Below are 20756 nucleotides of genomic sequence, written 5' to 3'. Positions count from 1 at the left end.
CGGGCGCTGCAGGACCGCCCCTTCAGGCGACGGCCGCCGTGAAGCGGCGGGGGTGGCGCGCCAGGAGCCCGTGCCGCTCCTCCTCGGTGAGCCCGCCCCAGACACCGTACGGTTCGCGCGTCCGCAGCGCGTGGCGGAGGCACTCCCTGCGGACGGGGCAGTCGGCGCAGACGGCCTTGGCCTCCTGCTCGCGTACCGCGCGGGCCGCGCCGCTCTCGCCCGCGGGGTGGAAGAACAGGGCGCTGTCGGCTTCCCGGCACGAGCCGCGAAGCTGCCAGTCCCAGAAGTGCGAGGAAGCTCCGGGCAAGCGCGAGATGTCCGCCATGGCAGACCCCCTTCGATATCGACGACCGCCAACCGCCCGGTCGTATAACCGCAACCCCGCCGAGTAATCACCGTGGTCGATGCCGGGAGCGCACCGGCTCGCACCCCAGCGGCGGGCGCCCACCTGCCGCACCGCGGCACGGCGAAGCGGGGGCGGGCTCACCTCTGGCACCGGTGCCCGTCGTCGGCGGCGTAGGCGCCGACGCCGAGAGCGCGCTCCAGGTCGTCGATGCGGTCACGGACCTGCTGCGCGCTCTCGACCGGGCAGCCGGTGCGCGCGAGGGCCCACCTCGTCACCAACCGCCTGAGGAGCAGTAAGGGGACGGCGGCCACCCACAGCGCGCCGGAGCACAGGGCTATCGCCTCGAGGTGCTGGCGTTCCCCGCGTTCGAACTCCGCGAGCGACCTGCCGGACGCCCTGCCGCCGAGGAACCCGGTCCTGCCGCGCTCGAAGACGGTCCTCGCCGTCACCACGGCCCCGATCCCGTACCCGCCGAGCACACCCAGCCACAGCAACAGCACCGCGGATCACCTCCCTGGTCGCCTCCACTTCCTGGTACCAGCCGTCTGCCCCGACGGCCCGGCCCATAACGGGACAAGCCGACCCGGCCCCGGGAACAGCGTCCGGGCAGCGGCCCCGGGCGGCACGATCCGCCCGCGCCGTGCCCCGAGCGGGCTACCGGCCGCACCCCCACGGGCACGCCTGCACGGCACCGGGACGGGCCTTCGCGATACTTCCGCCACGACCCGCGAACCCGGCCACGGCACCCGGAAACCGCCGGTGAACGGGTTTCGAGCCCGCCGCCGGCGGTTAGCCGAGCCGGAGTGCGGGGCGAACCCCGCCGCACCCCACGGCCAGCACCAGGAGGACAGAGATGAAGGTTGCCGACTACCTGCTGCAGCGGCTTCGGGAGTGGGACGTCGAGCACGTCTTCGCCTACCCCGGCGACGGCATCAACGGGCTGCTCGCCGCCTGGGGCCGCGCCGAGGACCAGCCCCGGTTCATCCAGGCCCGTCACGAGGAGATGGCCGCCTTCCAGGCCGTCGGGTACGCGAAGTTCTCCGGCCGCACCGGGGTCTGCGCGGCCACCTCGGGCCCGGGCGCGATCCACCTCCTGAACGGCCTGTACGACGCGAAGCTCGACCACGTCCCGGTGGTCGCCATCGTCGGGCAGACCGACCGCACCGCGATGGGCGGCTCCTACCAGCAGGAGGTCGACCTGCTGAGCCTCTACAAGGACGTCGCCGCCGAGTACTGCCAGATGGTCACCGTCCCCGAACAGCTGCCCAACGTCCTCGACCGTGCCATGCGCATCGCCGCCACCCGCCGCACGGTCACCGCGCTGATCGTCCCCGCGGACGTGCAGGAGCTCGACTACGAGCCGCCCGCGCACGCCTTCAAGCACGTCCCCTCCAGCCTCGGTCTCCCCCACTACGCCCCCGTGCCCACCGACGAGGACCTGGAGCGGGCCGCGGAGGTCCTCAACGCCGGCGAGAAGGTGGCGATGCTGATCGGCCAGGGCGCCCGTCACGCCCGCGCCGAGGTCGAACAGGTCGCGGAGCTGCTCGGCGCCGGCGTGGCGAAGGCCCTGCTCGGCAAGGACGCCCTCCCGGACACCCTGCCCTACGTGACCGGCTCGATCGGGCTGCTCGGCACCCGGCCCTCGTACGAGATGATGCGCGACTGCGACACCCTGCTGGTGGTCGGTTCCAGCTTCCCGTACAGCAACTTCCTGCCCGACTTCGACCAGGCCCGCGCCGTGCAGATCGACCTGGACCCGTCCATGATCGGCATGCGGTACCCGTTCGAGGTGAACCTCGTCGGCGACGCCGCCCGGACGCTGCGCCGCCTGCTCCCGCTGCTGGAGCACAAGGCCGACGGTGCGTGGCGCAAGTCCGTCGAGGACAACACGGCCCGCTGGTGGGAGGTGATGCGGCGGCGCGCCGAGGTCGCCGCGGAGCCGATCAACCCGGAGTACGTCGTCCACGCCCTGGACGCCCTGCTCCCCGAGGACGCCGTGCTGGCCGCCGACTCCGGCTCGGCGGCGAACTGGTACGCCCGGCACCTGCGGATGCGCGGCACCATGCGCGGCTCGCTCTCCGGCACGCTGGCCACCATGGGCCCCGGCGTGCCGTACGCGATCGGCGCCAAGTTCGCCCACCCCGACCGCCCGGCGATCGCCATCGTCGGCGACGGCGCGATGCAGATGAACGGCCTCGCCGAACTGATCACCGCCGCCAAGTACTACGGCGAGTGGAGCGATCCGCGCCTGGTGGTGGCGGTGCTCAACAACCGCGACCTCAACCAGGTCACCTGGGAGATGCGGGCGATGCAGGGCGCGCCCAGCTTCCTGCCCTCCCAGCAGCTCCCCGACGTGCGGTACGCCGACATCGCCCGGTCCTTCGGCCTGGACGGGGTCCGGGTCGAGCGGCCCGAGGACGTCGTGCCCGCGTGGACCCGGGCGCTGGCCGCGCAGCGTCCGTTCGTCATCGACTTCCGCACCGACCCCGCGGTGCCGCCGATCCCGCCGCACGCCACCTGGGACCAGATCAAGGCCGCCGCCTCCGCCGTCCTGCACGGCGACAGCGACCGCGGGTCCGTCATCCGCCAAGGGCTGAAGGCCAAGGTCCAGGAGTTCCTCCCCGGCAACGGGAGCCGACCGTGACCGCGGAGGACGGCAGCGCGGGCGTCGACCTCACGGCCCTGGAACGGGCCCTGCGCGCCGAGGTCGACGGGGAGGTCCGCTTCGACGCCGGCAGCCGCGGCGCCTACGCGACCGACGGGTCCAACTACCGGCAGGTCCCGCTCGCGGTGGTGGTGCCCCGCACCGTCGAGGCCGGCACCGTGGCGGTCGCGGTGTGCTCGCGGTTCGCCGCGCCGGTGCTCTCGCGCGGCGGCGGCACCAGCCTGGGCGGGCAGTCCACCAACACCGCCGTGGTCGTCGACTGGACCAAGTACTGCAACCGTCTGCTGTCCGTGGATCCCGGCTCCCGCACCTGTGTCGTCGAGCCGGGCATCGTCCTGGACGAGCTGAACCGTCAACTGGCCCCGCACGGGCTGATGTTCGGACCGAAGCCGTCCACCCACACGCACTGCGCGCTGGGCGGCATGATCGGGAACAACAGCTGCGGCGCCTCCGCCCAGGCCTACGGCAAGACCGTCGACAACGTCCGCCGCCTGGAGGTGCTCACCTACCAGGGCACCCGGTTCTGGGCCGGCCGCACCGACGACGACGAGTACGCCCGGATCGTGGCCGCGGGCGGCCCCCGGGCCCGGCTCTACCAGGGGCTGCGCGAGGTCGCGGCACGCCACCTGGCCGAGATCCGGCGCGGCTACCCGCGGATCCCCCGGCGCGTCTCCGGCTACAACCTGGACTCCCTGCTGCCGGAGAACGGCTTCGACGTGGCGAAGGCCCTGGTGGGCAGCGAAGGCACCCTGGTCACCGTCCTGCGGGCCGAACTGGAGCTGGTCGAGGTCCCCGCGGCGGAGGCCCTGCTGGTGCTCGGCTTCGACGACATCCTCCAGGCGGCCGACGCGGTGCCCGCCCTGCTCGAACACAGCCGACCGGCCCAGCTGGAGGCCGTCGACGGGCGCATGGCCCAGCTGATGCGCGAGGAGCACGCCTACCTCGACTCCCTGGAGCAGCTGCCCGAGGGCGACAGCTGGCTGCTGCTCCAGTTCACCGGCGACACGAAGGAACAGGCCGACGCCCAGGCCCGCGCGCTGCTGCGCGCCATCGGCCGCGACGAGGGCGACGCGTCGGTGGCGTTCTCCGACGACCCGCCGCGCGAGCACGAGATGCTCAAGGCCCGCGAGGCGGGACTCGGGGTGACCGCCCGGCCACCGGACGGCTCCGAGACCTGGGAGGGCTGGGAGGACTCGGCCGTGGCGCCCGAGAAGCTGGGCGACTACCTGCGCGACCTGGAACGGCTCTTCGACCGCTACGGCTACCAGCAGGCCTCCCTGTACGGGCACTTCGGGCAGGGCTGCGTCCACACCCGCATCCCGTTCGAACTGCGCGGGGGCAAGGGCGTCGAGGCCTTCCGGTCCTTCCTGCACGAGGCCGCCGACCTGGTCGCCTCCTACGGCGGATCGCTCTCGGGGGAGCACGGTGACGGGCAGGCCCGCGGCGAACTGCTGCCCCGGATGTTCGGCCGGGCGCTCGTCGACGCGATGGGCGAGGTCAAGGCGCTGTTCGACCCCGGCAACCGGATGAACCCCGGCAAGGTCGTCCACCCCCACCGGGTCGACGAGAACCTGCGCCTGGGCGCCGCCTGGCGGCCCCGGCCCCACCGGGACACCCACTTCTCGTACCCCGACGACGGCGACTTCGGGCAGGCCGTCATGCGGTGCGTCGGTGTCGGCAACTGCCGGTCCCACCAGGGCGGTGTGATGTGCCCGTCCTACCGGGCCACGCTGGAGGAGGAGCACTCCACCCGGGGCCGGGCCCGGTTGCTGTTCGAGATGCTCGGCGGCCATCAGGACTCGCCGATCACCGACGGGTGGCGCTCCACCGAGGTCCGGGACGCCCTCGACCTGTGCCTGGCCTGCAAGGGCTGCAAGTCCGACTGCCCGGTCGGGGTGGACATGGCCACCTACAAGGCCGAGTTCCTCGCCCATCACTACCAGGGGCGGCTGCGCCCGGCCGCCCACTACGCGCTGGGCTGGCTCCCGCTGTGGACCCGGCTCGCGCGCCCCGCGCCGGGTCTGGCCAACGCCGCTCTCCACGCCCCGGGACTCGGCCGGCTCGGCAAGCTGCTCGGCGGCGTCGACCCACGCCGCGACGCGCCCCTGTTCGCCGCCGAGAGCTTCCAGGACGGCTGGCGCAGGGCCGGGCGGCCCCAGCCCGACCCGGGCGATCCGCGGACCGTGCTGCTGTGGCCGGACACCTTCACCAACCACTTCCACCCCCACATCGCCCGGGCCGCCGTCCGGGTCCTGGAGGACGCCGGCTTCCGGGTCGCGGTCCCCGAGCAGGCGGTGTGCTGCGGCCTGACCTGGATCTCCACCGGCCAACTCGCCACCGCCCGCCGCGTCCTGAAGCGCACCACCCGCGTGCTGCGGCCCTGGCTGGAGGCCGGCACCCCGATCGTCGGGCTGGAGCCCTCGTGCACGGCGGTGTTCCGCACCGACGCACGGGACCTGCTCGCCGGGGACCAGGACATCGACCGGCTGGCCGCCCAGGTGCGGACCTTCGCCGAACAGCTCGTCAACCACGCCACCGAGGGCTGGCAGCCGCCGCAGGTCGGCCGGGCGGCAACCGTCCAGACGCACTGCCACCAGCACGCCGTCCTGGGCGCCGACCCGGACCGCGAGCTGATGCGCCGCGCGGGCCTGGACGCGAACGTGCTGGACGAGGGCTGCTGCGGACTGGCCGGCAACTTCGGCTTCGAGCAGGGCCATTACGACCTGTCGCAGACGATCGCGGAGCAGGGCGTCCTGCCCGCCGTCCGCGACACCGCCCCGGACGCGTTCGTGGTGGCGGACGGCTTCAGCTGCCGCACCCAGATCGACCAGGCCGACACCGGCCGCCTGGCCGTACACCTGGCCGAGGCGCTGGCCACGGCCCTCGACGGCCCCGCGCCCGCCGACCGACCCGAGAAGGCCGTCGCACGCCCCCGGCCCCACCCCGCGGCGGCCCGCCTGCTCACCGGCGGGGCACTCGGCGCGCTGACCGCCCTGGCCGCAGGGGCGGTTCTCGCCGCCCGCCACCGCGCAAGGAGGATTCCGTGAAGTCACCCACCGCACTGCGAAGCTCGCTGCACGAACGGCTGCACCACGAGGCCCGCGCCTACGCCGGGGACGCCGACCGCCCGCTGGCCGCCTACACCGGTCTCATGGGCGCCTTCGCCGCCACCGTCGCGGGCGTCTCCGTGGCCGCGGGGGTCTCGGGCAGGGAACTGCCGGATCCGAGGCCGTGGGACGTGGCGTTGAGCGCGCTGGCGACCCACCAACTCGGCCGGCTGCTCGCCAAGGACCCGGTCACCAGCCCGCTGCGCGCACCGTTCACCCGCTTCGAGGGCACCACCGGCCCGGCCGAGCTGAAGGAGGAGGTGCGCGGCACCGGCGCCCGCAAGGCCATCGGCGAACTGCTCAGCTGCCCCTTCTGCACCGGCCTGTGGATCGCCACGGGCATCACCGCCGGCACCCTCTTCGCACCGAGGGCGACGCGGCTGGCCACCGCCACCCTGTCCGCCCTGGCCGCGGCCGACTTCCTGCAGTTCGCCCGGACGGCCCTCCAACGGGCGGCCGACGAGACGCGGTGACCGCCCCGCTGCCCGTCGGGAACCGGCTCCGGCCCTGTTCCGGCGGGCAGCCGGGGATCCGTTCTCCAGGCGGCGCCCGGCCCCAGGGGCCTTCCCGTACAGCACGGAGGAAGAATGAGTTCGACGCCCCGTGAGCAGTGCGCTCATCTCGCGCGGCAGTTGCACGCGGCCCTCGCCGCGGCGGGCAGCACGCTGGCCGCCGCCGAGTCGCTCACCGGCGGCCTGCTCGCGCTGACCCTGACCGAGGCCCCGGGAGCCTCCGAGGTCTTCCGCGGGTCGGTCACCGCCTACGCGACCGACGTCAAGGCGGACGTCCTGAACGTGGACCGGTCCCTGCTGGACGCCCGCGGACCGGTCGACGCGCGCGTCGCCGAGCAGATGGCCGAGGGGGTCCGGGGCCTGATGAGGGCGACCTACGGCCTCGCCACCACCGGCGTCGCGGGCCCTTCACCGCAGGACGGGCGCGACCCCGGGACCGTGTACATCGCCTTCGCCGCGGCGGACCACTCCTGCTCCACCCGGATCGACGCCGACGGCGACCGCCACGAGGTCCAGCGCGCCGCGGTCCTGCGAGCCCTCGTCATGGTGCGTGACCACCTCCGGCCTCGGGGGCCGCATGAGACCTGAAAGGCGCGGAGGCAGCGTCCCTGCCGCGCCGCGACGACCGGCCGTGAGGTGCCGCGGCCCCCTGCGACAGCTCGCCGGATCCGAGGGAAGGAGCAGCACCATGGGCCAGTTCGACGCATTCGTCGCGTTGTTGGACTACCCGGTGTACGTCGTCACCGCGGCGGCTGAGCAGGAGCACGCGGGGTGCCTGGTCGGCTTCGCCGGCCAGTGCTCGATTCACCCGCCGCGCTTCGCCGTGTGGATCTCCAAGGCGAACCGTACCCATGCCGTCGCGTCCCGGTCGCAGGTGCTGGTGGTCCATCTGCTGCCGACGCACCGACACGACCTCGCCGAGCTGTTCGGCGGTCGCACCGGTGACGACGTCGACAAGTTCGCGGTCGCCGCATGGGAGGCGGGACCGTACGGAGTCCCGGTGCTGACGGGGGCCATGGCCTGGTTCGCCGGCCGGATCCTCGACCGGGCGGACTGGGGCGACCACGTGGGATTCCTCCTGGAACCGCTCGATGCCGAGGCCGTGTCGAGCGGCAGCCCACTGACCTTCCGGAATGTCCAGGACATCGACGCCGGACACCCCGCGTAGAGGAGGGCCGGCCACCTGGGCGGGACGGGAGAGCTCCGGTGGTGCCGTCCGAAGCGCGGGGCGCCGCCCGGCTGCGACCTGCACAGCCGGGGCGGCGTAACACTCACAGCGGTCCTCCTTCTCTCCGGAATCGGCCGGTCGGGTGTCAGGAGGACTTGCCGCGTCCGGTGACGAGGTCGCGGGCGCGGTCGACCAGCCCGGTGCCGGCGGCCAGCAGCTTGTTGTCGGGGGCGTTCGGATGAGGGCGGGTCGGGGCGAGCTTCTTGGCCCGGCGGATCCGGTCGCCGAGCTCGTCGAGCTGCTCGGGCGGGCAGACCTCGGCCAGGGCGGGGAACAGGTTCCGCTCCTCGTCCTGGATGTGGGCCGTGACCTCGGAGACGAGCCGGTCGACCAGGACGCCGAAGCGGGCGTCACCGCAGTCCACGCCCTCCAGGTCCTTGAGGAGCTTCTCCACCGTCTCGTGGTCGGCGATCTCCTTGTCCGCGAGGGCGTCCCCACCCGGCACGTGCTCGCGCACGGCCGGGTAGAGGTGCTGTTCCTCGGCCACCGAGTGGCGCACCAGCTCGATGGTGAACTCGTCCGCCACCTTCCGGCGCCGTTCGTCGCCCACCGGCAGCGCCTGGATCCGGGCGAACAGCTCCTCGACCTCCCGGTGGTCCGTCATCAGCTCGTTGATCACATTGCCGCCGTGTCCCATGGCTGTTCTCCTCATCGATGGTCGTCGAAGCGGTGCGGGTCGCGGATCAGCTCCGCAATTCCTCTCATATCCCGCATTACCGGCAGCATTCATCCCGGCGGCAGGTTCCTGGCCACGATCGGCGTGCGCGGCCACGCGCAGCCGGCCGTCGCGTTCCTGGTCCGGCCCAGCCGAGCACTCGCTCCCGAGGAACCGTCGCCCGCCGCACTCTGGCGCGCCCGGACGATCTCTGACAGCATCTCAGCCGTCGTGAACGAGCCGTGCACAGTCGTTCACCTCACTTGCACAGAGCTGTCGTCGAACGTCATCGAGAGAAGACCTGAGGCCTGCCATGAAGTCGTTACGGACCCGAACCTCACACCTGCTGACACTCGTGCTGCTGCTCCTGGGCGTGGTGACCGCCGCGGGCACGCAGGCGCAGGCGGCCACACAGCAGGTCACCGCCAGCACGACCATCTGCTCCTTCTCCCCGATCCCGGCCGGGTGGGTGGTCACGAGCTCGTACAGCAGCGCCAACTGCGCGGGCAGCGGCGTCGCGTACGGGATCACCGACACGGCGGGGCAGACCAACCTGGTCATCTGCTCCTTCTCCCCCAAGCCGCCCGGGTGGGTGGTCACGAGCTCGTACAGCAGCGCCAACTGCGCGGGCAGCGGCGTCGCGTACGGCTTCCACAACGTGGCCAACGACACCAACGTCGCCGCGTGCTCCATGACCCCGGTCCCCGCCGGGTGGATCGTCACGAGCTCGTACAGCAGCGGCAACTGTCTGGGCACCGGCGTCGGCTACGGCCTGCACAACGTGGCCAACGACACCAGCGCCGCCGCGTGCTCCATGTCGCCGATCCCCGCCGGGTGGATCGTCACGAGCTCGTACAGCAGCGGCAACTGCCTGGGCACCGGCGTCGGCTACGGCCTGTTCAAGATCACCACGCAGACCTCCGCCACCATGTGCTCCTTCTCCCCCCTGCCCGCCGGGTGGGTGGTCTCCAGCTACCACCCCAGCAGCTACTGCTACGGCAGCGGCGTGGCCTACGACATCCGCAAGGCCTGACCGGTCGGCCTCCGCGCGCGGGGCACGAGGGCAGGGCCTCCCGGTCTCCGGGAGGCCCTGCGCGTTCCCGCCGCCCCACGCTTCCCACGTGCTTCACCATGAGCTGCTCGAACACCGGCGGCGTGGCGGTGCGGCTGCTGGCGACGACCTGCGCGATCCGGCACGACCGGGCCGCCGGCCGACCCGCCACCCGCTCGCTCATCGCCTACGACCACTGACCGACTTCGGAACTACTCGGCGGGGCGTGGGTGCCGCCACGGCCTGCCGGGCGGGCGGCCTCACGGCCCGGTCGATCCGTGGGGCCGTCCAGCTGTCAGGAGCCGTCCGGCTGTCAGAGGGTGACCGGGACGGCCGCCGCGTCCGCCGGGGCGGTGGGGTGCTCGGTCCGCACCGCGTCCGCCGGGACCTCGAAGACGATGACGAGTCCGTCGCGTTCGTTTCCCTGCTCGCCGACGCGGGTGAACCCGAAGCCGGCGATGGTGGCCAGGGAGGCGGTGTTGTCCGAGCTGACCCTGGCCCGCACGGTCCTGACACCGGGTTCGGCGGCGGCCCTGGCCAGCAGTGCGGTCAGCATGGCCCGGGCGTAGCCCTGGCGGCGGTACCCGGGCACGACGGTGAAGCCGACCTCGACCATGCCGGCCTCGTCCGGCGGGCCGTGGAACCCCGCGTCGCCGACGACGACCCCGTCCGGTTCGGAGACCGCGGCCCGCGTGATCCAGGGCGCGGCCGAAGGGTCCTCGGCCAGCTGACCGGCGCGGTAGCCGAAGATCCAACGGGCCCGGTCGCCGACGAAGTGCGGGTCGAGGGCGACGCCGGCCTCGGCGCTGCCGCCGGCGAGGTCGCCGTCGGCGAGCGCCTGCAGCGCCTTCGCGCTGAGCTCCACGAAGCGGACGCGCTTGGGGGTGGGGTGGGGTGCGTTGTTCATCGCGGAGATGTTTGCCCAGCGGTTGACGGCTGTCCAGTGCTTTACGCGGCGGGCGGACACGTCGACGCGCAGGAGGTGCGAGGGCCGTGCGGTGTGCACGGCCCTCGCACCGGGTGTGGGCGCCCCGTTCCCGCCCTCGTCGTCCGGAATCTGCACATGGTGATGAGGTGTGCGGTGTGCCGCGTCACCTGTACGCGGTGCTGAGCTGCGGTGTTGGTGAGGAGTCGAACCCCTGCGCTGCTCTTCACGCGCCAAGGGCCGGATGAACCGCCGGCCGCGGTCTGTGCACGCCTCCCTGACGACTACCTGCTTCCCACACCCAGTTCGTGGGGTCAGTCCTCGATCAGGTCGATCTCCCAGTTGGTGCGCTGGATCAGCGTGTCCACCTCGCGGATCTCCTTGGCCAGGAGATCCGCCCGGGCACGGAGCTCGGCGACCGGCAGGGCGGAGAGGATCCTGAGCTCGGACCTCAACTGCCGTACGGCGCCGCGCTGGTCACGGCCGGAGGCGGCATCGGCGGCCGCGGTGATCACCGAGTGACGCAGTCGCAGGACGTCCCGACGGGCGAGGGCGTCGGTGAGAGTGCCACCGCCCTCGACGACCGCGGTGGAGTTGGTCCGGTTGATCTGCCGGATCAGCCGCTCCAGCTCGTCCAGCACCTCGCCGGCCTGGGCCAGGGCCGCCGCCGCGTTCTCGGCCGGCTCCTCGCCCTCCTGGTAGCGGGCGTTATCGACGACCCGTGCCCGCAACTGCTCCACCTGCCGCACCGCGGCCGCGCGCTGCGCGAGCGCCTCAGCCAGCTTCACCGGGTCACCACCTCTCCCTGCTACTGATCGTCCGGTAAGTATGCACATCAGACTGACGGTGCGATCACCGGGGGCGGGGCCGGGCGGCGGCGCGCAGGGCGCCGGCCGACGGCCCGGTGGACGGCGCCGTGCGGTTCGCGCTGGAGAACCTGCACCGGCGGCGCGCCGTCGACGAACTGGCTGCGTCGCGCACCTGTCGGTACGCCAGTTCGAACGCCGCTTCGTCGACGCGACCGGCCTGCCGCCGGGACGCTGGATCACCCACCAGCGGATCCGGGCCGGCGCCGCGCTGCTGGAGTCCGCGGACCATCCGATCGAGGTGGTGGCCAGCCGGGTGGGCCCGACCGTCGCGGGCTTCCGCCGCCACTTCCGGGAGGCGACGGGCGTCAGCCCCTCGACCTACCGGCGCCAGTTCCGGCCGGCCGGGTAACGGCACCGAGGACCGTCACGGCGCCAAGCCCGTCCCGGCCCTCGTGCCCATGGCGGAGCCAACGGCCGGGGCTACGGCGTACCGCCCTGCTGACGGCTCATCCACTCCTCGATCGCCCGCTCGGTCCTGACGAGTTCCTCGGTCGGGCTGAACTGCAGAAGCTCGGTGCCGGCGTCCACGTACGGCCGGTGTCCCGGCGGCTGGTAGAACGCGTCACCGGCCTCGTACACCTCCTCCTGATCCCCGGACGTGAAGCGCACCCGTCCGGCGATGACGTAGCCCCAGTGCGGACACTGGCACGCCCCGCCGGGCAGCGCCTGCAGCGGCCCGTCAAGGTCCGCGTCGGCGGCGAAGGACACGAATTCGACGGTGTACCCGTTCAGCTCCTCGCGGCGGTCGGTCACCGGCCCGAATTCCTGGACCTTCGTCGCGGACAGTCTGGATACCTTCGGCATCGCGGTGACTCCTCTCGGTGATGACTCCGAGACTTCCCGTCGTTTCGAGTCGACCACTTCGCGCAGTGGGGCGCATCCGGAGAGGACTGCCGCTTTCCGCGCTCGCGCAGTCCATGACCGTCGAGCGGACCGCAGAGCGCCTGAACGCGCCCGTTCGGTGGTCCACCGCGATCCGGCCGAGGCCGGTCTCGTTCCCGACCGGTTCGGGCCCGGGCGCAACGCGAAGCCCCGGTTCAGAGCCACCGGCGTGCCCGCCTGGACGGTCGGGTTCAGCCTTGGGCGGGGCGGGTGGGGGTGTCCCAGGCGGTGTAGCCGCCGAGGAGGTCGGAGACGTCGGCGTGGCCGTGGTGGCGCAGCAGGCTGGCGGCGATGGAGGAGCGGTGGCCGCCGGCGCAGTGGACGACCAGGGGGCGGTCGGTGGGGATCTCGTCCAGGCGGGCGGGGAGTTCGGCCAGGGCGATGTGCAGGGAGCCTTCGATGGAGCCTGCTTCGCGTTCGCCGCAGGTGCGCACGTCCAGGACGGTGGGGGGTTGTTCACCGGCGAGGGCGCTGCGGAGTTGGTCGGCGGTGAGGCGGTTGGCGGGGGTGAGGTCGTCGGCGAGGGCGGGCAGGGCGTTGCCGGGGTTGCGCAGGTAGCCGGCGACGTGGTCGAAGCCGATGCGGGCGAGGCGGACGACGACTTCGTCCTCGCGGTCCTGTGGGGCGATGATCGCGATGGTGCTGTCGGGGGTGAGGACGGTGCCGGCCTGTTCGGCGAAGCGGCCGTCGAGGGGGACGTTGACGGCGCCGCGCAGGTGTCCCGCGGCGAAGTCCTGGGGGCTGCGGGCGTCGAGGACGACGGCGCCCGCGGCGCGGGCCTGCCTGAAGCCTTCGGGGCACAGCGGACGGGCGGCGTTGGTGCGGTCGAAGAGCTCGCGCTCGCGGCGGTTGAGGTCGGCGTCGTGGCCGAAGTAGGCGGGGGCGGCGGACTGGCCGGCGGTGACGATGCGGACGAAGGTGTCCTGGTCCATGGGCCGGCAGGCGTAGTTGGTCAGCCGCTGCGCGCCGATCGTGGAGCGCTTCTCGCTGGAGAGGTTCTTGCCGCAGGCCGAGCCGGCGCCGTGGGCGGGGAAGACCAGGGTCTCGTCGGGCAGGGCCATGAGCTTGCGGTGGACGCTGTCGTAGAGCATGGCGCCGAGTTCCTCGGCGGTGACGCCGGTGGAGGCGAGCAGGTCGGGGCGGCCGACGTCGCCGATGAACAGGGCGTCGCCGGTGAGCACGCCGTACGGGACGGTGTCGTCGGGCTGCTCGAAGACCAGGATGCTGATCGACTCGGGCGTGTGCCCGGGGGTCTCCATGATCTGCAGGGTGACGTCGCCGAGTTCGATCCGCTCGCCGTCGGCGAGCTTGCGGATCGGGTACTCGGTCTCCGCCCGGCGCCCGTAGCCGATCCAGGCGCCGGTGCGGTCGGCCAGTTCGAGGTGGCCGGCCAGGAAGTCGGCGTGGAAGTGGGTGTTGACGACACCGACGACGGTGAACCCGCGGGTCTCGGCGTCGGCGACGTACTCGTCCACGTCACGCCGCGGGTCGACCACCACGGCGCGGCCGGTGCGTTCGTCGGCGATCAGGTAGGAGGCCTGGGAGAGGCAGTCGAGGTAGAACTGGGCGAAGTACACGGGGAACCCTCCTGGGCGGATACGGGCGAAACAGCGCCGTCTTGGATACCCCCCTCGGTATATTTGCGAGCATACGGCCTCTCGGGCCGATACGGACGGGGGTATGCCGAACGATTTCGATAATACCCCCGGGGGTACTATGGTGGCATCGAGGGGGACGGCCGCCGCCACCGATCCGGTACGGGCGGGGCCGAGGCCACGCCGCCGCTTCGGGCCACCGGGCCCGCACGGCCGCCCGCGCCGCCCCCGATTCGCCGGACCACTGCCGGTCCGGGCTGCACCACTGGAGACACCCCATGCCCTTGCTGCCGCACACCCACGGACCGAACACGCCCGGACCGAACACGCCCGGTCAGACCAGTCCCGCCGAGGCCCACGAGCTCGCCCGCACCGGCGCCGCCGTCCTGCTCGACGTCCGCGAGGCCGCCGAGTTCACCGCCGGGCACGCGCCCGGCGCGCTGCACCAGCCGCTGATCGGGCTCGCCGCCGGCGTCCCGCTGCCGACCGCGGCGGCCGGGCGGACCGTGCTCGCGGTCTGCCGCTCCGGCAACCGCTCCCGGCGCGCGGCGGAACTGCTCGCCCAGCGCGGCGTCCAGGTGCTGAACGTGGCCGGCGGCATGGACGCCTGGGCACTGTCCGGGCTGCCGGTCACCACGCCCGGCGGCGCTGCCGGGCACGTGATATGACCACCCTGCTGCTGGCGCTCGCCGCCGGTGCCGTGGTCGGACTCGCCCTGGGCGGGCTGGGCGGCGGCGGCAGCATGCTCGCCGTTCCCGCCCTGGTCTACCTGCTGGGCTTCAGCCCGGCGCTGGCCACCACGGCCAGCCTGGTGATCGTCGCCGCGACCTCGCTGACCGGGCTGCTCGCCCACGCCCGGGCGGGCCGGGTCCGCTGGCGCACCGGCGCGCTGTTCGCCGCCGCCGGATTGCCCGCCGCCATGGCCGCCGGGGCGCTGTCCGCCCATCTGCCGGGCGCGCTGCTGACCGGCGCCTTCGCCCTGCTGGCGGCGCTCGCGGCCTGGCGGATGCTGGTGCCACCCAAGGCGGAGAAGCAGGAACGTTCCGCCGCAGGTCCCGGCCGCTCGACCGCGACCGGCGCCGGGCTCGGCGCCGTCACCGGGCTGCTCGGCGTCGGCGGCGGCTTCCTCGCCGTACCCGCCCTGGTCTCGGTGCTCGCCTTCACCATGGCCGAGGCGGTCGGCACCAGCCTGCTGGTCATCACCGCCAACTCGCTCGCCGCCCTGCTGCCCCGCCTCGGGGCGACCGGCGCGATCGACTGGGCCGTGGCCGCCCCCTTCACCGGGGCCGCGATCCTCGGCGCCTGGGACGGCAAGCGGCTGGCCGACAAGCTCAGCGGGCGCACCCTCCAGAAGGCCTTCGCCGTCGCCCTGCTCGCCGTCGCCGCGCTGATGCTGATCACCACGCTGAGCTGATCGCCGCGCTGAGCTGATCGCCGGACACTCCCGATCCAGACCCCCTCCCCCACCGATCACCCCCTCCCGAGAGGACTCCCCACCCCATGACCACGCCACTGACCGTCGAACAGCTCCAGCCCCGCCTCGGGCAGCTCACCCTCATCGACGTCCGCTCCCCCGGCGAGTACGCCGCGGGCCACATCCCCGGCGCCCTGAACGTCCCGCTGGACCAGCTCGACCGTGCCCTGCCCGCGCTTCGCGAGGCCGCCGGACAGGGCGAGATCGCCGTGGTCTGCGCCGCCGGGCCGCGCGCCGAGAACGCCTGCCGACAGCTGGCGGACGCCGGCGTCCCGACCCTCACCCTCACCGGCGGCACCAACGCCTGGGCGGGCGCCGGCCGGCCGCTGGACCGGGCGGCCGGCGCCCGCCGGGTGTGGGCGCTGGACCGCCAGGTCCGCATGGTGGCCGGCTCGCTGGTGCTGGCCGGCGTGCTGATCGACCTCGCCCTGCCGGGCGCCCGCTGGGTCTCCGCGGCCGTCGGTGGCGGCCTGGCCTTCTCCGCGCTGACCAACACCTGCGCCATGGGCTCGATGCTCTCCAGGCTCCCCTTCAACCGGCCCCGCCCCGGCGCGCCGAGCCTGGACGAGACGCTCGCCGCCCTGAAGCCCTGAGCCCCGGCCGAACGCTCCCACCGCCAAGCCCGAGCCCCGAGCCCGGCACGCAACGCCCCGCACGTGAAGGCCCCTGCCCACCCCCGTGGGGCAGGGGCCTTCACCCGTTCTCCCGACCACCTCCCGGAAGCCGTCACCGCGCGTCCCGTTGACGTGGCCGGACCCACGATGTGAAATGTCACCCGTCACATGCGATGCATCATAGCTCTGGATCCGCACCGCCCTGATTTGAACGTTCAAACGCCCTCGCCCTGACCGACCGGAGGTAGCTCCGCCATGCCGCCCCGCCACCGCGCCTTGCCCACCGGTCTCGCCCTGCTGGCCGTCCTCGCCGCCCAGGCCCTCGGCACCGCCCCGGCCCAGGCCGCCGCCGGAGCACCGCTCGTCGACGGCGGCAGCTACCGGCTCGGCTCCGCCCTGGACGGCAGCTGCCTCGGCCCGCAGTACGCCCAGCCCGCCCCCGGCACCCCGGTGGTCGGCACGGCCTGCGGGCGACTGCTCAGCCAGCGCTGGCAGCTGCGCCGCACCGGCAACGACTACCTCCTGGTCAACGCCGCCAGCGGCCGCTGCCTCACCCTCGGCGCCCCCGGCGCCCCCGGCACCCACGGCGCTCCCGGCGGCCCGGGCCGCCGACCCGCCACCGCCGACTGCGGCAGCTCCCCCGAGGCCGAGCGCTTCACCGTCTCCCGCGCGCCCCACGGCACCTACACGCTCACCGCCCGCGGCACCGGCGGCTGCCTCACCGCCGACCCGGCGCCGGCGGAGCGCGACCACCACTGCGACAACCGCCCCGCCCACCGCTGGACGCTCACCCGCAGCGAGCCGCTGGTCCTCGCCGACCCCGGCTTCGAACAGGGCTCCGCCGGCTGGACCTTCACCGGGCACACCGGCACCGCCACCAACAACCCGCACGGCGGCAGCCGCCTCGCCTACCTCGACGCCGGCCCCGGTTACGCGGTGAGCCAGCAGGTGACCGCCGTCTCCGCGGGCTCCTACGACCTGTCCGCCTGGATCGCGACGGGCGGCGCCGGCGGCAGCCTCTCGGTGAGCGTCAACGGCACCGTGGTGCGCACCGTCCCGCTGCCCGAGCAGCCCCTCTACGCGAAGTACACCCTCCCCCGGGTGGCGGTCGCCCCCGGCGACCGGCTGACCCTCACCATCGGCTCCTCGCCCACGGGTTGGGTCAACGTGGACGACGCCGCCGTCGCCCCGTCCGCCCCCGACGACCCGGTGGCCAGCTCCTCCGACCCGGAGGTCGCCGCCCTCTTCGACTGGGCGAAGGCCAAGGCCAACAGCTGGGTGCAGCAGGCCGGCGCCACCGGTGTGCTCGACCAGGACGAGAACCACCCCGGCGGCACCGGCACCACCACCTACGACGCCACCTACTGGGCGGGCTACCCGTTCCGGTCCGCCTTCTACAGCCGCGACTTCGCCCACCAGCTGGTCGGCGCCCACCTGCTCGGTCTGGACGCCGAGAACAAGACCATGCTGCGCGGCTTCGCCGCCTCCGCCACCGACGTCAACCGGCTCTACCCGGTCTGGGCGCTGAACCTCGACGCCCGGAGCTACGCCGCCATCGACTACCGCGGCCCCGACCGCTTCGTGCGCGAGCTGCCCGCGCCATTCGAACTCGTCCAGCAGGCCGGCGAGGCCTTCCGCTGGACCGGCGACCGCGACTACGCCGAGGACCCGGCCCTGGGCCGCTACGTCCGCAACACCCTCGGCCCGTTCATCGCCGGCCACCCCGGCCCGGTCGACAACGGCGGGGTGCCGATCCCGCAGGCCACCAGCCGCAGCATCTTCGCGGGCACCGCCAGCTACGCCGAGAACGCCACCCGCACCTACGCCGAGGCCGGCGACGCGGTCGGCGCCCAGTACCAGGCCTACCTCGCCGCCGCGGCCCTGGCCGACGCCCGGGGCGACGCCGTCTCCGCCGCCGACTACCGGAAGGCCGCCGAGACCCTCCGTTCGTACGTCAACTCGACCTGGAGCGTGGACGGTTCGCAGCCCGGCGAGGTCGTGCACGGCTACGACACCACCGGCAGGCCGATCACCGGCTGGGGCTACGAGGCCAGTGTGCTGATGCCCGTGAAGCAGCTGCTCGACCCGGGCCCGCGCCGGGACGCCCACCTCGCCGCCATCGATGCCGCCGACTCCGGCCCGGAGCGATCGGCCAACCTGGAGGCCTACACCTACCTGCCGGACGCCTTCTTCGCCAACCACGACGGCGCCACCGCCTGGAAGTGGATGCGGCACGTCTACGAGAGCGTCGGGGAGCCGCACGTCAGCGGCGCCATGCTGAACGGCGACTACCCCGAGGTCCCGTTCACCCTGCTCGCCCAGACCGTCCAGGGCCTGCTCGGCGTCACCCCGGACGCCGCCGGCCGCGCGCTCGCCACCACCTCGCGCCTGCCCGCCTCGATGGGCTGGCTGCAGGTCGCGGGCATCCCGGTGGGCACCGGGACGGTGACCGTCCGCCACGACGGTGCGCTGCGCAGCACCGTCACCAACACCGGTACCGAGCCGCTCACCTGGGAGGCCCGCTTCCCCGGTCGGCACGCCGGCCTCACCGTCGACGGCGAGCAGCGCGAGGTCCGCACCACGACCGTCGACGGCTTGGCCCACACCTCCACCACCGTGACCATCGCCCCCGGCCGCTCCGCGACCGCCGCCGTCACCGACTGACCCCCACACCGCACCACCGCGGCCGGCCGGCCCCACCCGGCCGGCCGCGTTCTCTCCCCGGAGACCATCCTGACGAACCGCCACGTCCCCCACATCCTCAGGAGTGCGCACATGCGCCGACCCCGCCGCCGTCTCGCGGCCTCCCTGCTCGCCCTCACCCTCGCCACCGGCGGCCTGGGAGCCGTCGGTCTCGGCACGGCCGCCCCCGCCGCCGCGCTCGGTGACGGCAACGCCCTGACCCCGCCGATGGGGTGGAACTCCTGGAACTCCCTCGGCACCGAGGTCACCCAGGAGCAGGTCGTCCAGACCATCGACTTCATGGCCGCCAACGGACTGGTGGCGGCCGGCTACGACACCGTCACCGTCGACGACGGCTGGTCGCTGTGGCACCGCGACGGCCAGACCACCGACCTGGTCCGCAACGCCGACGGCGGCCTGCAGCTGTACGACGACGCCGGGAGCCCGGTCAGCGGCACCGACGGCACCGGCAACGACCCCACCTCCGGCCACCTCGTCCCGCGCCCGGACCACTTCCCCGCGCGGACCGTCGACGGGCGCACCGTCAACGGCATCGAGTACCTCGCCCGCTACGCGCACGGCAAGGGCCTGAAGTTCGGCCTCTACGCCACCGACACCTACCTCACCTGCCAGATGCACCCGGGCAGCCTCGGCCACGAGTCCACCGACGCGGCCGACTTCGTCTCCTGGGGCGTCGACTTCGTCAAGTACGACGACTGCCCGTACGGCCCGGCGATCACCGGACCGGACGGCCACGACTACGGCACCCAGGGCGAGGGCAAGGAGCTGACCCGCTCCGTCTACACCCGGGTGCAGACCTTCCAGCGCGCGCTGGACGCCGCCTCCGCCGCCCAGGGCAGGCCGAAGGTCACCCTCAGCGTCTCCGCCCAGCCCGTCCACACCGGCGTCCCGTACCTGCTCGCCGCCGACGACCCGGCCCGCACCGACCCGGTGGTCCGGGCCGCCGGCACGGCCCCCTTCCACGCCCCCGGCTACGCGCCCACCGGCGTCTGGTGCGGCCAGGTCGCCCACCTGTGCCGGATCGGCGGCGACCGGAGCAGCGAGCTCGACGGGGTGCTCTGGAACGGGCAGTTGCGCACCGCGCTGGACTACCCGGGCAACGTCCGCCCGGGCAGCTGGAACGACCTCGACATGATGTTCGCCGGCTGGCAGGACCCCTACGGCCTGTGGGGCACCACCGACACCTGCCCCTGCCACAAGCCCTTCACCGACGACGAGTCGCGGACGGAGACCTCGATCCTCGCGATGCTCGCCGCGCCGCTGATCTCCGGCGCCGACCTGCGCACTGCCGCGCAGTCCCGGCACAGCGCGGACGGCTACACCTGGTCCACCGGGATCAGCGACGCGGGCCTGGCGGTCCTGAAGAACCGCGAGGTGATCGCCGTCGACCAGGACAGCCTGGCCCGGCCCGCCACCCTGGTCGGCGCCCGGCCCACCGACGGCCGCGCGCCGGTCGTGCTGAAGCGGCAGCTCGCCAACGGCGACACCGCCGTGCTGCTGGTCAACCAGGACCCTTCGGCCGGCCGCACCGTCGCCACCAGCCTCGCCGAACTCGGCCTCGGCGGCTCCGGCTACCGGGCCAGGGAGCTGTGGACGGGGGCGGGTTCGACCGTCACCGGGCCGCTCGGCGCCGCCCTCCCGCCGCACGGCGCGGCCCTGTACCGGCTCACCGCCGAGTCGGCGGGCGGCCCGTCGGAGGTGGTCGACGACGGCGGGTACCACACACTGACCAGCGGCGGCCTCGCGCTGTCGCTGCTCGGCTCGTGCACCGCGCCGCTGGGCTCGGTCACCGACCTGGAGCCGCGGCGCGGCGGTGACCCGGCCCAGCAGTGGACCTTCACCTCCAACCCCGACGGCACCGTCCGGATCAGCGACGGCTGCGCCACCGGCCCGCACCGGCACACCGTGCTCTCCGCCGGGGCCTCGGCCGGCGACAGCGCCTACCTGCTCGACCTGTCGCCCGGCAATCCCTGGCAGGAGTGGCGGCTGACCCAGGGCCGGGCCGGCGGCGTCACGGTCACCAACGTCGCCACCGGCCTGGCCCTCGACGCCGGCGCCGGCACCGCCGGAACGCCCGTCACCACCCGTCCGGCCGCGGGCCAGAGCTGGGCCCTCGGCTCCTGAGAACCC

General features: G+C 73.7%; 19 protein-coding genes. 12 read left to right on the top strand and 7 right to left on the bottom strand.

Features of this window, described 5'->3' with window-relative positions:
• Positions 1-22: 22 nt before the first annotated feature.
• Together ACFY0X_RS18810 and ACFY0X_RS18805 are read right to left on the bottom strand one after the other, a co-directional pair.
• Positions 23-325 carry a WhiB family transcriptional regulator gene (locus tag ACFY0X_RS18810; RefSeq protein WP_387755948.1) on the bottom strand — a complete coding sequence of 101 codons (303 nt, stop codon included), beginning with the start codon at positions 323-325 and terminating at the stop codon, positions 23-25.
• 158 nt (positions 326-483) lie between these two features.
• Positions 484-846 (bottom strand): hypothetical protein, encoded by a 363-nt coding sequence (locus ACFY0X_RS18805; RefSeq protein ID WP_387755945.1) that lies wholly within the window; start codon positions 844-846, stop codon positions 484-486.
• Between the two features lie 353 nt (positions 847-1199).
• Here ACFY0X_RS18805 and ACFY0X_RS18800 point away from each other — a divergent pair, with 353 nt between their 5' ends.
• The 5 genes from ACFY0X_RS18800 to ACFY0X_RS18780 all read left to right on the top strand — a co-directional run bounded on the left by ACFY0X_RS18800 (position 1200) and on the right by ACFY0X_RS18780 (position 7798).
• The gene (locus ACFY0X_RS18800) at positions 1200-2990 is read left to right on the top strand and encodes a thiamine pyrophosphate-requiring protein (RefSeq protein ID WP_387755943.1); all 1791 of its coding nucleotides are present in this window, start codon (positions 1200-1202) and stop codon (positions 2988-2990) included.
• On the top strand, positions 2987-6058 hold the full coding sequence (locus ACFY0X_RS18795; RefSeq protein WP_387755941.1) for an FAD-binding and (Fe-S)-binding domain-containing protein: 3072 nt from the start codon (positions 2987-2989) through the stop codon (positions 6056-6058). Before ACFY0X_RS18800 ends, ACFY0X_RS18795 begins: the two co-directional genes overlap by 4 nt.
• Positions 6055-6591 carry a DUF1360 domain-containing protein gene (locus tag ACFY0X_RS18790; RefSeq protein ID WP_387755939.1) on the top strand — a complete coding sequence of 179 codons (537 nt, stop codon included), beginning with the start codon at positions 6055-6057 and terminating at the stop codon, positions 6589-6591. Before ACFY0X_RS18795 ends, ACFY0X_RS18790 begins: the two co-directional genes overlap by 4 nt.
• Positions 6592-6705: 114 nt before the next feature.
• Entirely contained in the window at positions 6706-7218 is a 513-nt protein-coding gene (locus ACFY0X_RS18785; protein WP_387755937.1) for a CinA family protein, read from the top strand.
• A gap of 100 nt (positions 7219-7318) precedes the next feature.
• The gene (locus ACFY0X_RS18780) at positions 7319-7798 is read left to right on the top strand and encodes a flavin reductase family protein (RefSeq protein ID WP_387755935.1); all 480 of its coding nucleotides are present in this window, start codon (positions 7319-7321) and stop codon (positions 7796-7798) included.
• A gap of 145 nt (positions 7799-7943) precedes the next feature.
• On the opposite strand, the gene ACFY0X_RS18775 is transcribed toward ACFY0X_RS18780, so the two are convergent.
• Positions 7944-8495, bottom strand: a complete 552-nt coding sequence (locus ACFY0X_RS18775; RefSeq protein WP_387755933.1) for a hemerythrin domain-containing protein — start codon at positions 8493-8495, stop codon at positions 7944-7946.
• Positions 8496-8868: 373 nt separating this feature from the next.
• Here ACFY0X_RS18775 and ACFY0X_RS18770 point away from each other — a divergent pair, with 373 nt between their 5' ends.
• The gene (locus tag ACFY0X_RS18770; protein WP_387755931.1) at positions 8869-9546 is read left to right on the top strand and encodes a hypothetical protein; all 678 of its coding nucleotides are present in this window, start codon (positions 8869-8871) and stop codon (positions 9544-9546) included.
• 331 nt (positions 9547-9877) lie between these two features.
• Here the strand turns inward: ACFY0X_RS18770 and ACFY0X_RS18765 are convergent, their stop codons facing one another.
• Both ACFY0X_RS18765 and ACFY0X_RS18760 read right to left on the bottom strand, forming a co-directional pair.
• Complete coding sequence (locus ACFY0X_RS18765) at positions 9878-10471, bottom strand: GNAT family N-acetyltransferase (RefSeq protein WP_387755929.1); 594 nt, start codon at positions 10469-10471, stop codon at positions 9878-9880.
• Between the two features lie 332 nt (positions 10472-10803).
• Positions 10804-11277: a DIP1984 family protein gene (locus ACFY0X_RS18760; RefSeq protein WP_387755927.1), complete on the bottom strand. Its 474-nt coding sequence runs from the start codon at positions 11275-11277 to the stop codon at positions 10804-10806.
• Positions 11278-11317: 40 nt separating this feature from the next.
• On the opposite strand from ACFY0X_RS18760, the gene ACFY0X_RS18755 reads away from it, so the two are divergent.
• Complete coding sequence (locus ACFY0X_RS18755) at positions 11318-11707, top strand: helix-turn-helix domain-containing protein (protein ID WP_387755925.1); 390 nt, start codon at positions 11318-11320, stop codon at positions 11705-11707.
• Between the two features lie 71 nt (positions 11708-11778).
• Here the strand turns inward: ACFY0X_RS18755 and ACFY0X_RS18750 are convergent, their stop codons facing one another.
• Positions 11779-12162 carry a cupin domain-containing protein gene (locus ACFY0X_RS18750; RefSeq protein WP_387755924.1) on the bottom strand — a complete coding sequence of 128 codons (384 nt, stop codon included), beginning with the start codon at positions 12160-12162 and terminating at the stop codon, positions 11779-11781.
• A 269-nt stretch (positions 12163-12431) separates the two neighbouring features.
• Positions 12432-13817 (bottom strand): rhodanese-like domain-containing protein, encoded by a 1386-nt coding sequence (locus ACFY0X_RS18745; protein ID WP_387755922.1) that lies wholly within the window; start codon positions 13815-13817, stop codon positions 12432-12434.
• A gap of 296 nt (positions 13818-14113) precedes the next feature.
• Here ACFY0X_RS18745 and ACFY0X_RS18740 point away from each other — a divergent pair, with 296 nt between their 5' ends.
• The 5 genes from ACFY0X_RS18740 to ACFY0X_RS18720 all read left to right on the top strand — a co-directional run bounded on the left by ACFY0X_RS18740 (position 14114) and on the right by ACFY0X_RS18720 (position 20750).
• On the top strand, positions 14114-14503 hold the full coding sequence (locus tag ACFY0X_RS18740) for a rhodanese-like domain-containing protein (RefSeq protein WP_387755920.1): 390 nt from the start codon (positions 14114-14116) through the stop codon (positions 14501-14503).
• Complete coding sequence (locus tag ACFY0X_RS18735) at positions 14500-15249, top strand: sulfite exporter TauE/SafE family protein (RefSeq protein WP_387755918.1); 750 nt, start codon at positions 14500-14502, stop codon at positions 15247-15249. Before ACFY0X_RS18740 ends, ACFY0X_RS18735 begins: the two co-directional genes overlap by 4 nt.
• A gap of 86 nt (positions 15250-15335) precedes the next feature.
• Positions 15336-15902: a rhodanese-like domain-containing protein gene (locus tag ACFY0X_RS18730; protein ID WP_387755916.1), complete on the top strand. Its 567-nt coding sequence runs from the start codon at positions 15336-15338 to the stop codon at positions 15900-15902.
• A 276-nt stretch (positions 15903-16178) separates the two neighbouring features.
• Positions 16179-18587 carry an RICIN domain-containing protein gene (locus ACFY0X_RS18725; protein WP_387755914.1) on the top strand — a complete coding sequence of 803 codons (2409 nt, stop codon included), beginning with the start codon at positions 16179-16181 and terminating at the stop codon, positions 18585-18587.
• A 111-nt stretch (positions 18588-18698) separates the two neighbouring features.
• The gene (locus tag ACFY0X_RS18720; protein ID WP_387755912.1) at positions 18699-20750 is read left to right on the top strand and encodes an alpha-galactosidase; all 2052 of its coding nucleotides are present in this window, start codon (positions 18699-18701) and stop codon (positions 20748-20750) included.
• Positions 20751-20756: the final 6 nt, after the last annotated feature.

This window comes from Kitasatospora sp. NPDC001547 (assembly GCF_042894165.1).
In the GTDB taxonomy this organism is placed as follows: Bacteria; Actinomycetota; Actinomycetes; order Streptomycetales; family Streptomycetaceae; genus Kitasatospora.
The sequence above is the reverse complement of the archived record's forward strand: the minus strand, read 5'-3'. Positions and strand labels throughout refer to the sequence as shown.

What these genes read in the sequence shown, in the direction of transcription:
- ACFY0X_RS18780 (WP_387755935.1), top strand. Translation starts at nt 7,319, where the DNA reads ATGGGCCAGTTCGACGCATTCGTCGCGTTGTTGGACTACCCGGTGTAC.
- ACFY0X_RS18740 (WP_387755920.1), top strand. Translation starts at nt 14,114, where the DNA reads ATGCCCTTGCTGCCGCACACCCACGGACCGAACACGCCCGGACCGAAC.
- ACFY0X_RS18720 (WP_387755912.1), top strand. Translation starts at nt 18,699, where the DNA reads ATGCGCCGACCCCGCCGCCGTCTCGCGGCCTCCCTGCTCGCCCTCACC.
- ACFY0X_RS18730 (WP_387755916.1), top strand. Translation starts at nt 15,336, where the DNA reads ATGACCACGCCACTGACCGTCGAACAGCTCCAGCCCCGCCTCGGGCAG.
- ACFY0X_RS18810 (WP_387755948.1), bottom strand. Translation starts at nt 325, where the DNA reads ATGGCGGACATCTCGCGCTTGCCCGGAGCTTCCTCGCACTTCTGGGAC.
- ACFY0X_RS18750 (WP_387755924.1), bottom strand. Translation starts at nt 12,162, where the DNA reads ATGCCGAAGGTATCCAGACTGTCCGCGACGAAGGTCCAGGAATTCGGG.
- ACFY0X_RS18765 (WP_387755929.1), bottom strand. Translation starts at nt 10,471, where the DNA reads ATGAACAACGCACCCCACCCCACCCCCAAGCGCGTCCGCTTCGTGGAG.
- ACFY0X_RS18785 (WP_387755937.1), top strand. Translation starts at nt 6,706, where the DNA reads ATGAGTTCGACGCCCCGTGAGCAGTGCGCTCATCTCGCGCGGCAGTTG.
- ACFY0X_RS18725 (WP_387755914.1), top strand. Translation starts at nt 16,179, where the DNA reads ATGCCGCCCCGCCACCGCGCCTTGCCCACCGGTCTCGCCCTGCTGGCC.
- ACFY0X_RS18800 (WP_387755943.1), top strand. Translation starts at nt 1,200, where the DNA reads ATGAAGGTTGCCGACTACCTGCTGCAGCGGCTTCGGGAGTGGGACGTC.
- ACFY0X_RS18755 (WP_387755925.1), top strand. Translation starts at nt 11,318, where the DNA reads ATGCACATCAGACTGACGGTGCGATCACCGGGGGCGGGGCCGGGCGGC.
- ACFY0X_RS18775 (WP_387755933.1), bottom strand. Translation starts at nt 8,495, where the DNA reads ATGGGACACGGCGGCAATGTGATCAACGAGCTGATGACGGACCACCGG.
- ACFY0X_RS18735 (WP_387755918.1), top strand. Translation starts at nt 14,500, where the DNA reads ATGACCACCCTGCTGCTGGCGCTCGCCGCCGGTGCCGTGGTCGGACTC.